Here is a 17765-nt window from a genome sequence, read left to right on the forward strand (position 1 = left end):
AACACAATTAACAGATAGATAAGAATAAAGAGAATTCTCATAAAAAAGGAAAAATATGAAACAAACAATTTTAGGAGCAGGCGGTTCAATAGGTATTGAACTAGCAAAAGCTCTGAAGGAATACACATCAGATATAAGACTGGTAAATAGAAACCCGGTAAAGGTAAGTTCAACAGATAGCTTATTTCCTGCAGACCTAACTATAAAAAATAATGTATTTGAAGCTATTAAAGGTTCGCAAGTTACTTATGTAACAATTGGTTTTCCATATAATACAAAAGTATGGAAAGAATATTGGGTTCCTTTCATTAAAAATGTAATCGAAGCTTGTTTGAAGTATGATTCAAGGCTTGTATTCTTCGATAATGTATATGCTATTGGAGGTGATAATGTAAATCACATAACAGAAAATTCACCAATAAGCCCAACAAGTAGAAAAGGTGAAATCCGTGCAGAAGTTGATAGACTTATTCTGGAAAATATTGACAAAAATAACTTGCAAGCAATTATAGCACGTGCACCAGATTTTTTTGGTGGGACTTCAAGAGAAAACAGTGTTATTATAAATCTTGTGTATAATAATCTTATAAAAAATAAAAAAGCACAATGGCTCTGTAATGCTAAAGTTATTCATTCAATGGGATATGTTCCAGACCTTACTAAAGGAACAGCTTTACTTGGAAATACTCCACAGGCTTTCAATCAGATCTGGAATTTACCAACCGATCCGCAAAAAATTACAGGTGAAGAATGGATAAATCTTTTTGCAACAGAATTAAAAAAAGTTAGTGAATATACTGTGGTTCCCAATTGGTTAATAAAGGGAATTGGATTATTTGTGCCTGTTATGAAAGAAATAGCAGAAATGAATTATCAGTATGATAGAGATTATTACTTTGATAGCACGAAATTTAAAAACTACTTTAAGTTCACTCCTACTTCGAATGCAATTGCAGTAAAACAAACGATTAAACAAATAAAATATACAGAGATATCAGATGGTAAAAGAACAAAGAATCGCTAACAGCCATTCGTTATAATGTGGACAAATGTTGTTATATCAAGTGCAGTACTTCCATCAACTTGATGATGAAATACTTCTGAATCGCCATAACTTCTGAAGATTATTATTCAGGATATCCGGGAAATACTCTTTAAATTTTTGTGTCAAGTGCTTTAAAATCTTTTAATGATGATACGAATAAAATATTTTCTTTTGAAATAACTACTTACACATTTTTGAATCCAATCTTTTTAGAAACTTCACGTAGTTTTTCATTCCACTTCTTAAAATTTTTTAAAGCAATTTAAATAACACATTGTAATGTGTTTTATAGATTTTTCATTATATTGATTTTTGATTTCATCTCCGGCTATTTTGAATATTTTAAAACTACACCACCATTCGAAAGTTGCTGAGTAGAAACAAGAGAGCAATTTCTTAAATTTATTCCCTGTCTGAAAAGAGGTCTTCATAAAATAATTGGTGCAATTATAATACGATATTCGTCAAAAAGATTATTGTTGATAAAAGTTTCAGAAAGATTGGCGCTTCCAAATACATCATATATCTATCGCCTTGTTCTTTTATTTTTTGATTTCAGTTGAAGCATTTCCTTTGATCAGAGTGGAATTATTCCGCTCTACTGATTTCAATGTTTTTGAAAAAACGAGTTTAGGAATTTTATTCATCAGGTTAGTAATTACATCTTCTTTGGTCCAGTAAGCAACCATGCCTTCATAAGTTACACGTCCAAAAACAAGAAAGTCTGCCAATTGTAATTGTTCAATGCTTAGTTGTTCAAGTTTTTTTCCTAAATTACTTTATGAAAAGATAAATCCCAGTTTTTATTACCAAAGTATCCATCAAGTGTAATGAGGTTCCACAAGTTTTCTCATGGTTTACTTTAAATGTTTAATTAAGAATTTAATTTGATTTCTTACATACTTGATAGCAGAACTGTTTATCCTGGTAAAATTGGCTTTACTTTCCAGCGCATATACCAAACGAAGGTAATGATTATAAAAAGAACTGCTGTATAGATTGCACTGCTGGTTTCACTTCTCATTAAGTGATAAACAGTAGCACTCACCGAGACAATCATCAATCCTGCTAAAGCTAAAAGAAGCAGCCAGATATAAATTCGCAACAGTCCTGGTAAGATTAAACCAAGGGCAGCAAGTAATTCAGCTATACCGATGAAGTAACGGAATCCGATTCCCAGAGATGCATTCATTATCTCAACATATTCTGCAGGTGGGAAAATCATAATCCATCCGTGCCATAAAAATTGAGCAGCAAGCAGTAACTGAATTGTCCAGAGAACTTTGTTCATAATTTTTCCTTTAGAATTATTTATTAATAAATTTTCTCCAACCGGCATATAACAAAGAACTTTTTAATCCGGAATTACCGGCTCTACCAGTTTTGTTAATTGATCAAGTGAATCCTGCCATCCGAGATAGCAGAGTTCCTGTGGAATAGCATCCGGTACACCTTCCTGAACGATTGTCACATCCGAGCCGCAGGAAACCTGTTTGATAGTAACCGTAGTAATCATTTCACCAGGCAAATTCGGATCATCAAATTGATCTGAATAACGAATAAGTTCATCTGGTATCAGTTCAAGGTATTTTCCTCCAAATGAATGACTTTTTCCCGACGAGAAATTTGTAAATGACATTTTATAAGTTCCACCAACTTTAGCAACCAGATGATGCACTTTGCAGGTAAATCCATTTGGTGGAAGCCATTTTGCCTGTGCATCAGCATCAAGAAAAGCTTTGTAAATTTTTTTAGGTGATGCTTTAAAAACTCTATGAAGCGTTATTGTTGACATAATATTTATCCTTATTAAATTAATTAACAAATGAACTTATGAATCATTTCTATCAAATGATTGTTACATTTAATAATTATTTTCCTTTATATGCTCTTTCTATCTCTGCTATATTGATTTTTTTTATCTGGAGCATTGCCTGCATAACTCTTTTTGCTTTGTTTGCATCTTTATCATTCAGCATATCAACTAAAATTTTGGGAGTAATCTGCCAGGATACACCAAATTTATCTTTCAGCCAGCCGCACATACTTTCTTCTCCGCCATCAGCTGTAAATTTATTCCAGTAGTAATCAACTTCTGTCTGGTCATTGCAATCAATAATGAACGAAATTGCTTCATTAAATTGGAAATTATGTTCACCGGGTCCATCCATTGCAGCAAATAAATTTCCATCCAGAATAAAATCACTGTACATAACAGCATTTTCATTGTCGGGAAATTTATAGATACTTTCTATCTTCGAATTATTGAAAACAGATGTATAATATTTGATTGCTTCCTCTGCTTTACCAAAAGCACTATTAACAAAAAGGAGAGATGGAAAAATTTCCTGTTTTATATCACCCTCTGCTAAAATTATCTGCCAGGATAATCCAAATTTGTCTTCAACCCAACCGTATTTTTTACTCCAGTCATATTTATTTAATTCCATTAAAACTTTTCCGCCATCAGAAAATTTTTTCCACAGGCGGTCTATTTCAGATTCATCTTTTACAAGAATAAAAAAAGAAATTGAAGGATTGATCTTGAATGCAGGTCCACCGTTAAGTGCCAGAAATTTAATTCCAGCTATTTCAAATTCAATTGTAAGCACACTTCCTTCCGGCTGACCTGAAGCTTGTGAAGATGCTTCATCATATCTGAAAACTTTACCAATCTTTGAATTCTTAAAAATAGATGTATAAAATTTAAAAGCGTCTTCAGCATTGCTGTCGAACCATAAACACGAAGTTATTTTTTGCATGATGATATTCCTTTCAGATAATTAAACACTTATGATTTTTGAAATATAATAATGAAACAGAACAATTCCATTCTTAACTGATTTTGCATCAATAAGTTTAAGACTCTTTTTTCAATTCCCTCAAAAAATGATTATTGTTTTGGATAAGTGTAATTTATCATCCACTGTACACCGAACTTATCAGTGATCATTCCGAAATAATCTCCCCAGAATTCATCTTTCATCGGCACAGTAATTTTTCCATCTCCCAAAAGACTGTTGAATATTTTATTAGCTTATTTTTTGCTTTCAATATTTATTGTAACATAAAAATTGTTGCCAGAGTTTATATTAAATCCCATCGATTCAAGTGCATTGGTTGCCATGAGCATATTTCCTTTACCCATTGGTAATGCTACGTGCATAACTTTGTTTTTATCTTTTTCATTTAGATCTTCAGAGCCGGATGCATCTTTGAATCTAATTACTCCACCTATAAAATCTCCGCCAAAAACTTTTTTATAAAAGTTAAATGCTTCTTCTGTGTTACCCGGAAAATTCAAGTACGGATTAATTGATTTCATTTTTTACCCTTTATTATTTGAATTGCTTTTTAGTGTTATTCTATTGTTGAGAGTAATAGCTTAAACATTATATTTGAATGCTATTAAATGAGGATAGTTTATAAACAATCATGCCTGCAATATATTTTTTTAGGATTTGTTTAGTAATTCACAAGTAAGTATGAGAATATCTTTGTTAGAACAACTTTCCTATTTTTCATTTATGCTTTTAATATGTGTGTCTTTGAGTTTAAATTATCTTTTAATAACAGTTAAATACTTCTTTTAAAATCAAAAGACTCCTTAGGCATGGATAATTTTTTTAATTTCTATTGCATCCTTTATTTGCATTTGCCATGTTATTAAATTCTTGTATAATACCTGTTGTCTCTGTCTTTCTTATTACTAATTATGTTATGAAAAACTTTATACAATAATTCTAAAATAAGTTTTTTATGAAGCAGGAACTGCTTAAATGCTGGTTGTTAACTTAATGAAGGAAAAGTGGTGTGACCGATGGTTCCTTTAGAGTTGTTTGACAAAATAATGTAGAATGTTACAACGGTTTTAAATGGGAATTACTAATCTTCTTTCATTGTTGAAATTAATTCCTCAATACTTTTAAATCTATATTTCTCGAAATTTTTTTGGTCTATTCGTTTAAAAGCCCATTTATTCTTGGTTAATTTCATTGCATCTTCACACCACAATTTTGTCCGTTTGTCTTTGTACTCAACGTCTACATCTTCCCTGCCTTTTGTTTCGAGGATCCAATGATTACCATTGTTTAATACTACTACGAAGTCAGGATAGTAGTGTCTGAGATTTCCTTCTGAATCCCTGTATTCGACAAAGAATCCTATCTTTGGAACGATTTTGGAAAAGGACACAACATCTTCGGCTTTATCTAAAAATCTGGCAAAATCTACTTCAAAATCATTTTCGCAGGGAACATAGTTGAAGATGCATCGATTTGCAGGGTAAACCATTTTTGACCAAATAAAAGGTCTTATATCTGAAAGTTTAATAACATCACCTTTTTCTGGTTCTCTTTCTATGAAAGTAAGGTCTTTGAATGTTTCTACAAATAATTTTATTAAACTCTCCTGAACCTCTGGAGAACTCAGCTTATAAAGGACTCTTGGATCATCAATATCAACATTCTCATTGAATAATTTTTCTACAACATATTTCTTCACAAGAGGATAGAAAATAGCGAAGGCTCCCCCGATTTTCAATTGTTTAAGGATCTGGTCAGTATAATAGGCAATAACACTTTTTGGATCCTGAGGAACGGGTAAATCCCATTTTCTTTTAATAACTTCCATTCCTTTGAGCACATCAACTGCCACATATTCCATTTCTAATATTTTGTTTTCTAACGGTAGTGAAAGAGATGGAAGTTTATAAACTTCAACTTCTTCTAAGTGAAATTCCCTTATAAAAATTCTTGGAGAGAGAATGGGAATCTCAATATTCTTGTCCAGCTTGTTTTCATCAACAAATATCGTTGTTAAATTGAGTGATTTTTCAGTATCAAATTCAGTAAACTTGATGCCCTCTTGCGCTTCTAATTCTTCAAGAATATCAATCAAGCCAGGTGGTCCAATAACTTCAAGTGTATTTATTGATTTATCAACATTTGCATCTTCTTCAGGAAACATTTTTCTTAAACCTCTACCAATAACTTGTTCTGGAAGCACTTTTCTTTTTGATGTATAAGAACGTAATCCCACAATTACATTAACGTTTCTGACATCCCAGCCCTCGTTTAGCATCAGAGTACTAACTATTGCTTCGTAAGGATTTTTCTCTGGAGCGGGGTCGTCAATGGTTTTTGCAAATTCTCTTGCTTTAGGTAAATCTGCTTTTTTAATTTCACCTGTGCTGTCTGTATGGATTAATAATACTTTATTCTTGAGGTCGGGCACGGAATTAACATAATTAAATATCTCGTCTGCCTCTTCATTTTCTGGACATTGAAGAAATAATACGGGTTTTTTATTCAAGGGTTTAAGTTTTTCTTTATATTCACGCCATCTTCTTATTCCCGCATCAATCCAGGCTCTGTATCTTTCGACTGTCTTCTTAGATGCAATTTCCTCAGCACCCTTTACAAATCCTTTTAGTGGTAATTTCACGATGTTCATTTCGATGGCTTCTTTTAATGAAAAGTCAACAATGATCCATGGAAATAAAGCACCGGTTTCGGTTTTTGGTGTGGCGGTAAAGTCAAGTTCCATGTTGATACCTTTTCCATGCCGGGATGTCAAATTTTTATTAAGTTCTAAAAGAATTTTTTTCCAAGCTTTTTCAAAACTGTAAATGTGGTGAGCTTCATCCTTCAAGATCATTATATTAGAGCAGGAAGTAAGAACTTCTTTTATTCTGTTTTCTTGATAGATATTGGAAACATTATAAACAGCAGGTAATTCCATTACTTTATCTACATACTCCTCAACTTCTTTTTTCCTGCTTTGCTTTTCTTCTAACTGCTGAATATTGGTCAAAAACAACACAGCTTCTGGAATTATGTGAATCGGGTCTTCTTTAAGAATCACTTTCAGATCAAATTCTTCCTGCCACTCTGGAGGAATAAGCGTCAATACACGGAATATTTTGCCATCCTTGAAATCCCTTGTTAGTCTGTCATAAATTACGTTTTTTTCTCCTGCAATAAGCAGAAATTTTGAAGTGTAATCATTCTTGTTCTCTTTCTTATGATTAAAATACTGCCATACAATACTCAACGCCATAACATAGGTTTTGCCTGAACCTGTCGCCATTTTAAAAGCATAAAGTGGATACTGATCATAAGAAGGATCGTAGCCTTGAATTGGTCCAGCACCAAAATCCCTTGCCATGTCTATGAAATTTCGTTTTTTCATTACTTCATAGACATAAATTAGGGTTTCAATTCCTTCTCTCTGACAGAACCAGAACTGGAATGGCTCCCCATTTACAATATGATCTTCATTGAACCAATATTGAAGTAACCGCTTTGTCGTGTCAGTCGTGTTAGGATAACCTTGTTCTCGCCAGGTATAAACTGCTTTGCGAAGTTCATTAACCAGATATGCTTTGCTTGGTTGTCTTTGCTCAGGATGTAAAAGTTCAATCGGTCTCACTTTTAATCACCTACCCTTTTTGAGTGTCTAATTCTATCAATATTTTCCCTGCACCTTTACTCTTTTGGCCACCGAGAATAGTTACATTGTTTAAAGCAGGAATCAAAATCTCATTGATTAACAAGAGTTGAGATTCTTCTAAAGGTTTTGAGGCGATTCCATCCAACCAGAGGTCGACTTTTGTTTCTCCAATCTCTCTTGCCTTACCAAACTGAAGGGTATTTTGTTGCAAAATTATCTCCATAGCGCCCTTAAATATGGTTCCAGGCTTAACCTGCTCAGCAGTAACAATTGCTCCAGTTGCTGCTGTGCCGCTCTCTCGGTCTATCCTGATACTTGTTTGGTCTATTCTGAACTCCCCTTCTTCAGGCCAGAAATTAGGTATCCGAAGGAAACCCATTAAACCTGTGGCACCAAAGAAATAGCAAACAGGGCAAACTCCAATTGGCGTGTCATTTTCTTTTTCTTTTGGTATCTCAATTCTATCCTCATCAACCTTTATCTCACAATGGCTGCGATATCCAGATTTGAAGAGCTTCTTTTCCGCATGTGAGGGGCGTGGTGCAGGTATGCAAGGCTTGAGTAAATTGTCGTCAGATATTTTGAATTTTTCTTTGAGAGAGTTCTTTTGTTTGAGCAGTAACTGCTCTACTTGATATCTAAAAGCTCCTTTAAAGCTAGATGCAGGTATCGCTGGCTTTCCGTCCACAGAAAAGACTGGAGCCTTCTTTTCCGTAAGTGGCGAAGGACTGCCTCCAATATGGAGGAAGGAACCTTCCTGAACGGTTATCTTCAGTGGTATCTGAAGCACTGACAGAACTCCTTGCGTACTCTTTTTCGGCAGACTTTCCATTTTTTCTATGTTATTCATCTTTTATCACCTCCATAAATTCTGTTAGTGAATTTAGTTTTCTGATAAAGAATGCAATCTCAAGTATATCAAGATTCATTGCATATAACTCCTTTAGATATTCTAGTGTTTTTCCAAGTGCCTTCTTCTCAAATTTTTTTGCTTTTTCTATTTTGTATAGGAAGAACTGTTCCACAATGGGGAAGCTGTGATTTTCTATGACCTTTCCATAGTCTTCCATGTTGGGGAGATTGCATCTTACAATACCGAATTTATCTAAAGTTAAAAACATCTGCTTAAGAAAGTGTGGTTTATTGTTAATAGCGCTCTTTAATGCGTTGGTTAATTCTATTGAATACTGGAGATTTTTCTTTTGTGTGTCATCCTTTTTCGAGTCGTAATAACTTCTTAGCTCCGCTACCTTCTGCTCAATCCTCTGAGTTACCTTATCTAATTTATTCTCTGCATATTCTTTCCCAAGATTCTTCCACTCTCGCTCATCAAAAATGGTATAACTGATGTAGAACACATCAGAATCATTCATCACCCGTCTCATCACATCATCCAGAGTCTTAGTGGTCATATCTATATTCCTCCTTGATAAGAATCTCAGGGCCTTCAATAATGCTTCCTTCAAATAATGCTTTTTTATACACACCACTCACTTCTGATATTGGATAAAAGAGATATCCCTGACGTCTTTTAATGATCTTGGTTATTCCAAAATCCCTAAATTCTTCCTCAAGCAAACGCCCTTTCAAATACCCAACTTTATTCTTTGATTTAACTTCACCTATGTATCTCAATTTACATCTGCCAAACCCTCTGCTCTTTAAGGCGCCAAGAGAAATTTCAGTTGGTAAACTTCTAATAAGTTGTTCTGTGGCATCATTTTTCACTATAAAGATATCCGCTTCCACAGCTTCTTTGCTACTTGCGGATCTGAGATATTCTAATGAGATTGGCAGTTTTGCAGTTCCTAAAAATGCATCAAAAGGCGCATAGGTAAAAATATCTCTCTCGTATGTTTCTTTCCTGAAAAAACCTATCCCTAAAGCATCTGTTAAACCAAAATAACTCCTAAAAGAGCCTTTCAAAGTCGAAGTAGGGATGGTTTCTATGCAAGGTCGAAACGTACCCCCTTTAATACGCTCCCCAATTGCAATGGCCGGAGTGGTCAATTCTAAATGAATGAATGTGATTTCATTTAGGTCGTTCATAGGGTGCCTCCTTTTTAATTAATTTGTAAAAATTAAGGATTTGTTGAACAGATATACCCTTCTGAGTCAACTCCCATATGGCAGGAAATTTTTTGCGATTATTTAGTAGTTCTAACTCTACAGTAATGTGGCTTCTTGTCTCCCTTTCAATATCTGCCAGACGGTGTAAGAAATGGCTCAATTTAGAATCTTCTCCACCAATAGTCTCTCTTAGTAATTTATATCTAACCAAGTCTAAACTAAGTTTTGCACTTCCGGGGCTACGGAGATTAATGGAGTTCTCTGGTTTAGATAAGAACCTCCAGTGTTCCTGATAAGGATATTTTACTTGTGCAATACTTAGCGATAATTTAATAGGAGAATCTTGCAAGCAATTAGGGAAATAACTCTCCATAAGACTATAAAACAGGTCAATGACTGCTAAGATTTCTTTACCAGAATAAACTTTGAATATCCCAAATTCATAATAATCATCAATTGGTGTTAGAAAGCTTTCCTTTGTGAAAAGTGGTTTTCCCTCAGTATCTTTAATTCGGTATATCTGTTCATTAAACGCACTCAATAATAATTTATAATCTTTTATAAAATCCATCTGAACGGCGAGCGGCCTAAATGACTCTTTTAATGCCATTTTATCTTTGCTGCTTATACTTTGCAGTGCCGGGTGGGTGTCAACATAATCTTCATACAGTTTTTGAATTGCATTTAACAAATGTTCTTGATTGAGTGTAATCTTCATCCATGCTGCTCGTAATCCTTCTTCTTCCCAGTTTGCATATTCATAAGCAGGTTCCCCCATCTCACGAATATCGTAACAGGTATCACATAAATATTCATGGATATTATCCTTAACTCTTTCTTTGCCTTGTCTCATTTGGCAGGAATCACATAGCGGAGGTTGGATTTGTGTCGGGGAATCTGGAGTTACGCTTTTTTCATAGAGTTTTAGATACCTATTCGAGGATCCACGAGGAAATTTTTCATACGCCCTTTCCATAGATGAGGTTAGAAGATTTAATTCAGCTTCCATTTCTCTGTAAGCAATAGTAAATCCCGCTTCAAGGAATGGCTTCAATAATTCTTGTATTTGTACTACATCTTCTTTTGGCATAAGAAGACACATAAAATCATCTGTGAAGAATAAAACATAATCTTTCTTGTTCTCATCTTCTGAAAAGGCTTTGATCAAATCACTTCTTTTTTTGAAAATGTTAAGATCCTGAAGGCGAGAAAGAGACTGAGGAAAGCTAATATAAAAAAATACAAGTCGGTATATCCATTTACCCCTCTGCCTAGGCTCATCTATCTTTCCCCCAGTAGCTTCAATTATTGTTTGGATTTGGTCACCTAAATATTCTAAATATAAATTGCCATTCTTTTCTACTATTCGGCTATGTCTTTTAAGGATACGATAAATTTTCCCTGTTAATTCCAAATGGGTATAAAGGCTCACAATATTAAAAGGAACAGATTTATCTTCAGGAGTGAGTTTTAGATTATTTCCAAATCGTTCAAAAATTTCATTGGAGTTTCCACAGTTCTCAATAAATTCAAACATATTTTTAAGACTGGAAGGTGTGTCAAAAGCAGCCCATTTTTTAGCTTTCACTTTCTCCCTTTGATAATAGTTTGGATTCCATACAACATAAATTCCCTCTACTGTGAATTCTCCCCTTTTCTTTCTATTTTGAAAGTCCTCTGAACCCCCCCATGTTCTTGATATTGCTGATGCCAGTTCATCCGCAATTCTTGTTAACAAAACATCCGGCAGATTATCTTTAGGTACTTTTGTTGAACTAAGTGATCTAACCTCATCAGTTAATTGAGCATACCAACTTGGAGATGAAGGTTGTGAAATGCCAATTTGCGAGAAATCAAAATCATGGAAAGTATGACCTCTGATTTTAATGCCTGAACGTTTGAGGGAATCTCTATCTACAAGTTTCCCTATATCGTGTAGTTCAGCAATAAATGGTTTTTCATTGGAATTTACACTCATTTCACCTCCACCTTCAGAACCTTATTAGTATCATTACCAAACACGTCTACCACCTTGACCATTATCTGATATTCCCCGCCTACTTCGTATTTGTGCTCTGCTTCATAATCTACCCTTGGATTTTTCTTTGTTCTAAAACTCTGCCACTGGTTATGAAAAGTATCGCCTTTATAATCCCAATCAACCGCCCAGTAATCTATGAGTTCTCTTGAGTCCTTAACTTTGCTGGCAATCTCTGCAAGTTCGGCTGTTGGTGCAAGCTGAAAATCAGTAATTTTTAGTATAACTTCGTTTCTATTCGTTTTTATTTCTATTTCAAGATAAGCTACCTCAGGGAATTTTATATATTTTGTTAATTCTTTTTCTACTACCTGGTCAGGTACTTTTAATAACTGTAAATCAAATCCTACAAGTGATGATTTAATTTCGTTGACCGATGGTATCTGTACAAGTCTTAAATCCACTCCGTTTTTCTTTGCAAGTTGTTTAGCGAGTTCATTAACTTCGTAACTCCACTCCCAGCCAAGAACATCTGCTTTATTGAAATTGTTGGCTCTGCATTCTATTACTACTTTTTCTACTTCTTCCATTGTTACAGGTGCATTCAGAGGTCCAATATGAACGGCTCTTTCACTCTTTCTGCCATGTAAATATCTAAAGCCAGTTAAAGGTTGTGCCTGATAAAGTTTTAACATAAATGCAAGGTATTCATCTTGTTTTTCCTGCCAGTAAACTGTTTCGTAGTTTCCAATATTCCAGAGTTCAAAAGGTCTTGCTGGCTTATTGTATTTTTTATCTGGCATTATTTTAATTCCTCTTCTTTTATTTTTAATTTCTTAGCTACAAACTCCTTAACCTTCAAAGCAAGTGCAAAATATTCTTTAGTTTCATCAAGTGCAGGAATATAAAACTCTTCGGGGTATCTAATTTCAACTGAAAAAAAACTAAGATGAGATATTTTTTCCTCATTCAGATTTTCAAAGTCCTTATCTTGATTAACACATAAATTGATGAGAGATTTCATGTCATGTGTTTTTTGCACTCTTATATCATGAAAAGTGAGAAATGCTTTCAAATATTTTTCAATTGCTTGCTGACAATGAAAACATAAAGCATCTGTGGGTGGTTCGTCAGTGCTTATAAGATGTTGAACTACCTTTAAATCACTTTCTGCTTTTTTGAACCATCTTAAGATTATTTCTCTTTTCTTTTCAGATGGTAGTGTTTTCATAATTTAATACCTTCCAGATATACCTCATTTGAAATTGTATTTACAATATCTTTCTCGTACTCAAAATCCGTAACAGTTTTAATAATCACATCAAAAGGAGTTAATGGGAAATTTTCGTGGAGTTGATGAAATACTTTTAGCCAGATCTCTCTTTTTTGTTTTATATCTATATTATCCTTTATAATAATCAGAATATCATAGTCGCTCTCTTTTTCAAAATCTCCTCTTGCTCTTGAGCCGAAAAGAAAGATGCTATCCAGAGTATATCCATTTTGACAGAGAATATTTTCAATACTATCTTTTATTTTATTCTCTATTTTCAATTTTCCTCACCCCTTAAATCTTTTGAATTATGAATGTCAAGTAATCTTTTTCTTGTGATCTGAATAGCAAATTTAGATAAATCCGAACCTATCCAACGTCTACCAAGTTTTTCTGCAACAGCAAGGGTTGTACCAGAACCACAAAAAAAATCTGCAACTATGTCGCCAGAGTTGGAAGACATTTCGAGAATCCGTTTTAAGAGTAGTTCATTCTTTTCAGTATTAAATTGATAGTTAAATGAGTATGCAGGAATATCGTTCCATATTGTGCCAATGACTTCCTCTTCTTTTATTACCAAATATTCAGGTTTTCCTGTTCTGGGATTTTGCCTAATTATCCCTTGCTTAATAGCTTCTTTAGCTCTCTCTTTACTCCATCTCCAATGGTTTCCAGGATTTGGTTTGAAACCAAATAATTCATAATCCATTCCACTTCTATAACCTGATGCTTCAAATGAGTGCCATCTTGGTTCCTTACCATGTTTTCTTGTTGGGGGTAATAGCTTTGTCTCTGAAGATTTTGAATAGAACAAAATTATATCTTGATCGGTATTAAGAGACCTAACTAATTCGTACTCATTAACATTTTTTTTAATTCTTTTAACTACTATTTCATTCCTAAAATTCTCATACCCAAAAATTTCATCCATCATCACTTTTACATAATGTCCAACGTGCCAGTCAAGATGCACATAAATTGAGCCGTTTTCTGCCAGCAACTCTCTCATTAAAACCAATCGTTCATACATATATTTTAAATAAGAAGCAATTCCACCACTCCATGTATCTTTATAAGCACGTTCTTCTATGATAGAAGGTTCTTTTTCTATCTGTATTTCTTCCCTTTCCCCTTGCTCTTCATTACTCGATACTATCTTCGTTCTGACAGTAAAATCTGCACCTGTGAAAAAAGGCGGGTCAATGTAAATGAGATTTATCTTTCCAGCCCAGCCTTGCTTTATAAGTGATGACATAACGAGTTTATTATCGCCCCAGATTAAAAGATTTTTCCAGTCTTTTGGATAATTCTCCGGATATTCATTTTCAGGATAATATTGTGATGAGTCAAAAAATCCTTCTTCAAGGTCTTTCATTCTTGGTTTATTTATTGTTTCAACAACCTGGAAGGGTAAATTTGGCTTTTCAATCGGCATCTTTTTTCCTAATTCTATCTTATCATATTTCTGGTGCCATAGGAGTTCTACATATTTTTTATTATTATCAGCCATGTTATTCGTCTCCGTATGGATTCATAAAGATAGCCTCAATATTAGTTTTCTTTATAACTAAATGTAATTCCAAAAATTTTATATTACTCTTTTATCAATATCTTTTTTTATACATCATTTCTTGTTGAATAACTTTATATCTATAACTTTTTGTAAAATTTTTTCTGCAATAGATCAGTTATAAGAAAAGTAAGTGTATTCGTGCAGAGTCCCTTTCTACGATAATAAAAAGTTTGAGTGTAGAATACAAAATCAGAATCCACTTAAGCCCCCATTTTCTGTGTTGTATGTTATGTGTTGTTAATTAATTCCATTTTTTATTTAAATCGATTTACTACAGCTTCAAAATTTTTTCTACAAACTAAAGCTTGTTGTTGTCATTTATATTTACAACTAAATTTGGATTATCTCCTAATATGATTAAGTTAAATATCAATTCAATACTTGTGTTTACTACTTCTTTGTTTCTAAATTATTCAATTCCTGTAAGAATCTCTGTTTATAAATTTTACACTTTTTATAACTGCTCGGCATAAATTGTTGTTTAAATTCAGGAATCCACATTGGAGTCTTAATATCTCGATTGTAAAATTAATGACTAATATCATATTTAATAATTGATGTCAATTTATTTTAATCAAGCCTTCATATTTAACAATAAGGCTTATAAATTTTCAATCGTACTCTTAATGTTAATTTTATTATAATAAATCATTAACAGAAACATTAGGGGATTTTTACTATTTTCTAAACATTTCAGTATTAAAATAATTCTTTTCAATAAATTATAATATTAAATTATTTTGATAATGCAAAGACTTTTTAAGTAAGTTTAATTTTCAAAATGGAGGTAGAAAAATATCTATATATATTTGTTTACTGATGTATGTATAAAATCACCAGTAGTTTATTAACTTGTGGAGCTGAAGGGATTCGAACCCTCGACGTGCACGTTGCGAACGTGCTGCTCTCCCAGCTGAGCTACAGCCCCTTTATTCTATTTCTTTTTTGTATCACTCTGCTTTTTCGTTGTTTCGTTATTAATCCTTTTCTCAGCAGGTATTGCAAAGACATATCTTCCTTTTAATACACATCCATTACGACCAGGTATGCAGTCTTTTTTAAGTCGTATGCAGTAACTCTTTTCTGTATCTAAAAATTGACAGGAAAATGAACTCATTTGTTTATTTAATTGATTCTATAAATGATTTATGTTACTTGCAATTTCTTCTTTTTACTGTCTTTAATATTGTAAATCTACAATTTTATCAAATAACTGAATTCTATAATATGAATATAAAAAATTTTTTATGTTTATCTGAAGTAGTTGAATCACCTGGAATTATATTAGCTTTCTTAATCAATGGTTGATTTAATACTGATTATAAATTCTTAATTGGATAAATTAAGTTCTGCAAAATTCATTGATACATTTTGGTAATCATGTATCGGATTAAAAACTTAGTTATAAGTTCTGCATAATTGTTTTTTCTTTATGTAATCTTTTCTGAATTGGTCTCATGTTATTTGTTTTGCAGGATAAAAATTCATTCAATTAATGAAAATGTAATTTAAACAGGTATTTTATATTTGTATTATGCAGTGAATTCAATCTTCTTGTATTTTGATTTATTAATACAAATTTCTTTACTAAAATTTCAATACCAGAATACTTTCTTTTTATAATTGGTTAGGAACAATAAGATTTCACTTATACTTTTTAATATTATTTAATGTAGTTTCATTTTAGATAATCACTTTATTTTTTATTTTTCTTTTAGAGAGTTTAAATAGGTAACATAATTTTATTAAACAGGTTTATTTATGAAGAAAATTCTTATTCTAATTTTATTGCTATTAAATCAGTACTTTTATTCTCAACAGTATATTAAGATAATGACTTATAATATTCATGATTATACACCATATAATCCTACTCCCGACAATCCAACAAGATTGGATTGGGATAATCCAGCATTAAAGTATGTAATTAATTATGTTAAACCTGATATACTTGTTTGTCAGGAAGTAAGAGATTTAGCATCTGTTAATCAACTTATGAATTATGTTCTGGATAATAATTATGCAGTTGCAGATTTCGTTGAATCAGAAAATATGAATAGTGTTCTTTTTTATAAAGAGGATAAATTTATTTCTCTTGGAAATTTTATTCATCCAGCAGAAACACGCCCATTTAATGAATTTCCTGTTGTTCATAGAACTACAAATGATACATTAATTATTTTTTCTGTTCACCTTAAAGCAAATAGTATAACAAGTGATAATTCCGAGAATATTCGGAGAAGAGGCGTTGCAGCAGATTCAATACGTAAAAGGACTTCACAACTTCCTTCGAATAAGAATTTTATTATACTTGGAGATTTTAATACACTCTTAGGTTCTGAACCTGCAATTCAAAAATTAATAGATAAAAGTTATAAAGGATACGTGCTCGATCCACTTGATGCTATTGGTGAATGGGGAGATAATCCAGATTATGCTTTTACTCACACAATGTATGCAGAAAATTTAACAGTAAGATTTGATATGATACTTATTTCTCAGGCTGTGAAAGATCCTGGCGGAATTGAATATGTAGAAAACTCATATACAGTTGTTGGAAATGATGGAAAGCATTTTGGTAAATCAATTAATTATGGTCTCAATCCTTATCAAAGAGTGCTGGCAGATTCTTTAATTTCTGCTTCGGATCATTTACCTGTTTATGCAATATTCAAATTTACTGGTACAACAAATATTGATGAGCTTAATAATCGATTTACTTTTCATCTTAATCAGAACTATCCAAATCCATTTAATAGCGAAACAACAATTTCATATTCTATATCATATCCTTCATTTATAAAATTAAAAGTCTATGATCTGCTCGGCAACGAAATAACAACTCTGGTTGATGATTATAAATCAGCTGGCAATTATCAAATAAAATTTAATGCGGAAAAGTTCTCTCTATCATCTGGTATTTATTTTTATAAATTAGTAGCAGAGAATTTTTCGGAAACAAGAGTAATGGTTTATATAAAGTAAATTAATTAAATAAAATTTATTATGGCAGATAAAGAGATTAATTCGTTATTAATTCAGAAATTAAGTAAAGATTTATCCTTGCCAGAGGAATCTCTTCCCGTAAATGCCGAGCAAGAGCATATCAGAAAATATTTGATTGAAAAAATTAAAGAAATGATGTCGCAAAACTTTGATCGTTTTATAATTAATCTATATAGAATTGATGTGGATGAAAATAAGGTGCATAAAATATTACATTCAAAAGATAAAACTAATATTCCAGAAAAGTTAGCAGATTTAATAATTGAACGACAACTTTTAAGAATAAAAACTCAATTAATGTACAAAAAAGGCGAGTTGTAATTTTTTTTCCAATTAATGTCTTACTATTTTTTCGTAATTCAATAAA

Annotated in this window: 18 protein-coding genes and 1 tRNA gene; 3 read left to right on the top strand and 16 right to left on the bottom strand. The window is 32.5% G+C overall.

Annotation, left to right across the window (positions count from 1 at the left end; all coding sequences use genetic code 11):
• Positions 1 to 55 precede the first annotated feature (55 nt).
• Complete coding sequence (locus VJY38_RS06595; RefSeq protein ID WP_353679887.1) at positions 56 to 1024, top strand: NAD-dependent epimerase/dehydratase family protein; 969 nt, start codon at positions 56 to 58, stop codon at positions 1022 to 1024.
• Between the two features lie 448 nt (positions 1025 to 1472).
• Here VJY38_RS06595 and VJY38_RS06600 read toward each other — a convergent pair whose 3' ends face one another.
• The 16 genes from VJY38_RS06600 to VJY38_RS06675 form a co-directional block, all read right to left on the bottom strand.
• Positions 1473 to 1571 (bottom strand): dihydrofolate reductase family protein, encoded by a 99-nt coding sequence (locus tag VJY38_RS06600; protein ID WP_353679939.1) that lies wholly within the window; start codon positions 1569 to 1571, stop codon positions 1473 to 1475.
• Positions 1572 to 1964: 393 nt separating this feature from the next.
• On the bottom strand, positions 1965 to 2336 hold the full coding sequence (locus VJY38_RS06605) for a DoxX family protein (protein ID WP_353679888.1): 372 nt from the start codon (positions 2334 to 2336) through the stop codon (positions 1965 to 1967).
• A gap of 63 nt (positions 2337 to 2399) precedes the next feature.
• Positions 2400 to 2840: an SRPBCC family protein gene (locus VJY38_RS06610; protein WP_353679889.1), complete on the bottom strand. Its 441-nt coding sequence runs from the start codon at positions 2838 to 2840 to the stop codon at positions 2400 to 2402.
• Between the two features lie 76 nt (positions 2841 to 2916).
• The gene (locus VJY38_RS06615; RefSeq protein ID WP_353679890.1) at positions 2917 to 3807 is read right to left on the bottom strand and encodes a VOC family protein; all 891 of its coding nucleotides are present in this window, start codon (positions 3805 to 3807) and stop codon (positions 2917 to 2919) included.
• A gap of 275 nt (positions 3808 to 4082) precedes the next feature.
• On the bottom strand, positions 4083 to 4370 hold the full coding sequence (locus VJY38_RS06620; protein WP_353679891.1) for a VOC family protein: 288 nt from the start codon (positions 4368 to 4370) through the stop codon (positions 4083 to 4085).
• 560 nt (positions 4371 to 4930) lie between these two features.
• On the bottom strand, positions 4931 to 7477 hold the full coding sequence (locus VJY38_RS06625; RefSeq protein WP_353679892.1) for a DEAD/DEAH box helicase: 2547 nt from the start codon (positions 7475 to 7477) through the stop codon (positions 4931 to 4933).
• Between the two features lie 10 nt (positions 7478 to 7487).
• A complete protein-coding gene (locus tag VJY38_RS06630; protein ID WP_353679893.1) occupies positions 7488 to 8348 on the bottom strand; it encodes an RAMP superfamily CRISPR-associated protein in 861 nt (286 codons plus the stop codon).
• Positions 8341 to 8910, bottom strand: a complete 570-nt coding sequence (locus VJY38_RS06635; protein WP_353679894.1) for a hypothetical protein — start codon at positions 8908 to 8910, stop codon at positions 8341 to 8343. Before VJY38_RS06635 ends, VJY38_RS06630 begins: the two co-directional genes overlap by 8 nt.
• Positions 8900 to 9547, bottom strand: a complete 648-nt coding sequence (locus VJY38_RS06640) for a hypothetical protein (protein ID WP_353679895.1) — start codon at positions 9545 to 9547, stop codon at positions 8900 to 8902. Before VJY38_RS06640 ends, VJY38_RS06635 begins: the two co-directional genes overlap by 11 nt.
• Entirely contained in the window at positions 9531 to 11546 is a 2016-nt protein-coding gene (locus VJY38_RS06645; RefSeq protein ID WP_353679896.1) for an HD domain-containing protein, read from the bottom strand. Before VJY38_RS06645 ends, VJY38_RS06640 begins: the two co-directional genes overlap by 17 nt.
• Positions 11543 to 12349, bottom strand: a complete 807-nt coding sequence (locus VJY38_RS06650) for a hypothetical protein (protein WP_353679897.1) — start codon at positions 12347 to 12349, stop codon at positions 11543 to 11545. Before VJY38_RS06650 ends, VJY38_RS06645 begins: the two co-directional genes overlap by 4 nt.
• Positions 12349 to 12777, bottom strand: coding sequence for a HEPN domain-containing protein (locus VJY38_RS06655; protein ID WP_353679898.1), 429 nt, complete (start codon positions 12775 to 12777; stop codon positions 12349 to 12351). Before VJY38_RS06655 ends, VJY38_RS06650 begins: the two co-directional genes overlap by 1 nt.
• Entirely contained in the window at positions 12774 to 13100 is a 327-nt protein-coding gene (locus tag VJY38_RS06660) for a nucleotidyltransferase domain-containing protein (RefSeq protein WP_353679899.1), read from the bottom strand. The genes VJY38_RS06655 and VJY38_RS06660 overlap by 4 nt, the downstream gene beginning before the upstream one ends.
• The gene (locus VJY38_RS06665; RefSeq protein WP_353679900.1) at positions 13097 to 14329 is read right to left on the bottom strand and encodes a site-specific DNA-methyltransferase; all 1233 of its coding nucleotides are present in this window, start codon (positions 14327 to 14329) and stop codon (positions 13097 to 13099) included. The genes VJY38_RS06660 and VJY38_RS06665 overlap by 4 nt, the downstream gene beginning before the upstream one ends.
• 918 nt (positions 14330 to 15247) lie before the next feature.
• Positions 15248 to 15320, bottom strand: a tRNA-Ala gene (locus VJY38_RS06670).
• Positions 15321 to 15326: 6 nt separating this feature from the next.
• Positions 15327 to 15509, bottom strand: a complete 183-nt coding sequence (locus VJY38_RS06675; protein ID WP_353679901.1) for a hypothetical protein — start codon at positions 15507 to 15509, stop codon at positions 15327 to 15329.
• A gap of 644 nt (positions 15510 to 16153) precedes the next feature.
• On the opposite strand from VJY38_RS06675, the gene VJY38_RS06680 reads away from it, so the two are divergent.
• Both VJY38_RS06680 and VJY38_RS06685 read left to right on the top strand, forming a co-directional pair.
• Entirely contained in the window at positions 16154 to 17377 is a 1224-nt protein-coding gene (locus VJY38_RS06680) for a T9SS type A sorting domain-containing protein (protein WP_353679902.1), read from the top strand.
• A gap of 21 nt (positions 17378 to 17398) precedes the next feature.
• The gene (locus tag VJY38_RS06685; protein WP_353679903.1) at positions 17399 to 17719 is read left to right on the top strand and encodes a hypothetical protein; all 321 of its coding nucleotides are present in this window, start codon (positions 17399 to 17401) and stop codon (positions 17717 to 17719) included.
• Positions 17720 to 17765: the final 46 nt, after the last annotated feature.

Origin of the sequence: Rosettibacter firmus (genome assembly GCF_036860695.1) — a bacterium.
Classification (GTDB): Bacteria; Bacteroidota; Ignavibacteria; order Ignavibacteriales; family Melioribacteraceae; genus Rosettibacter; species Rosettibacter firmus.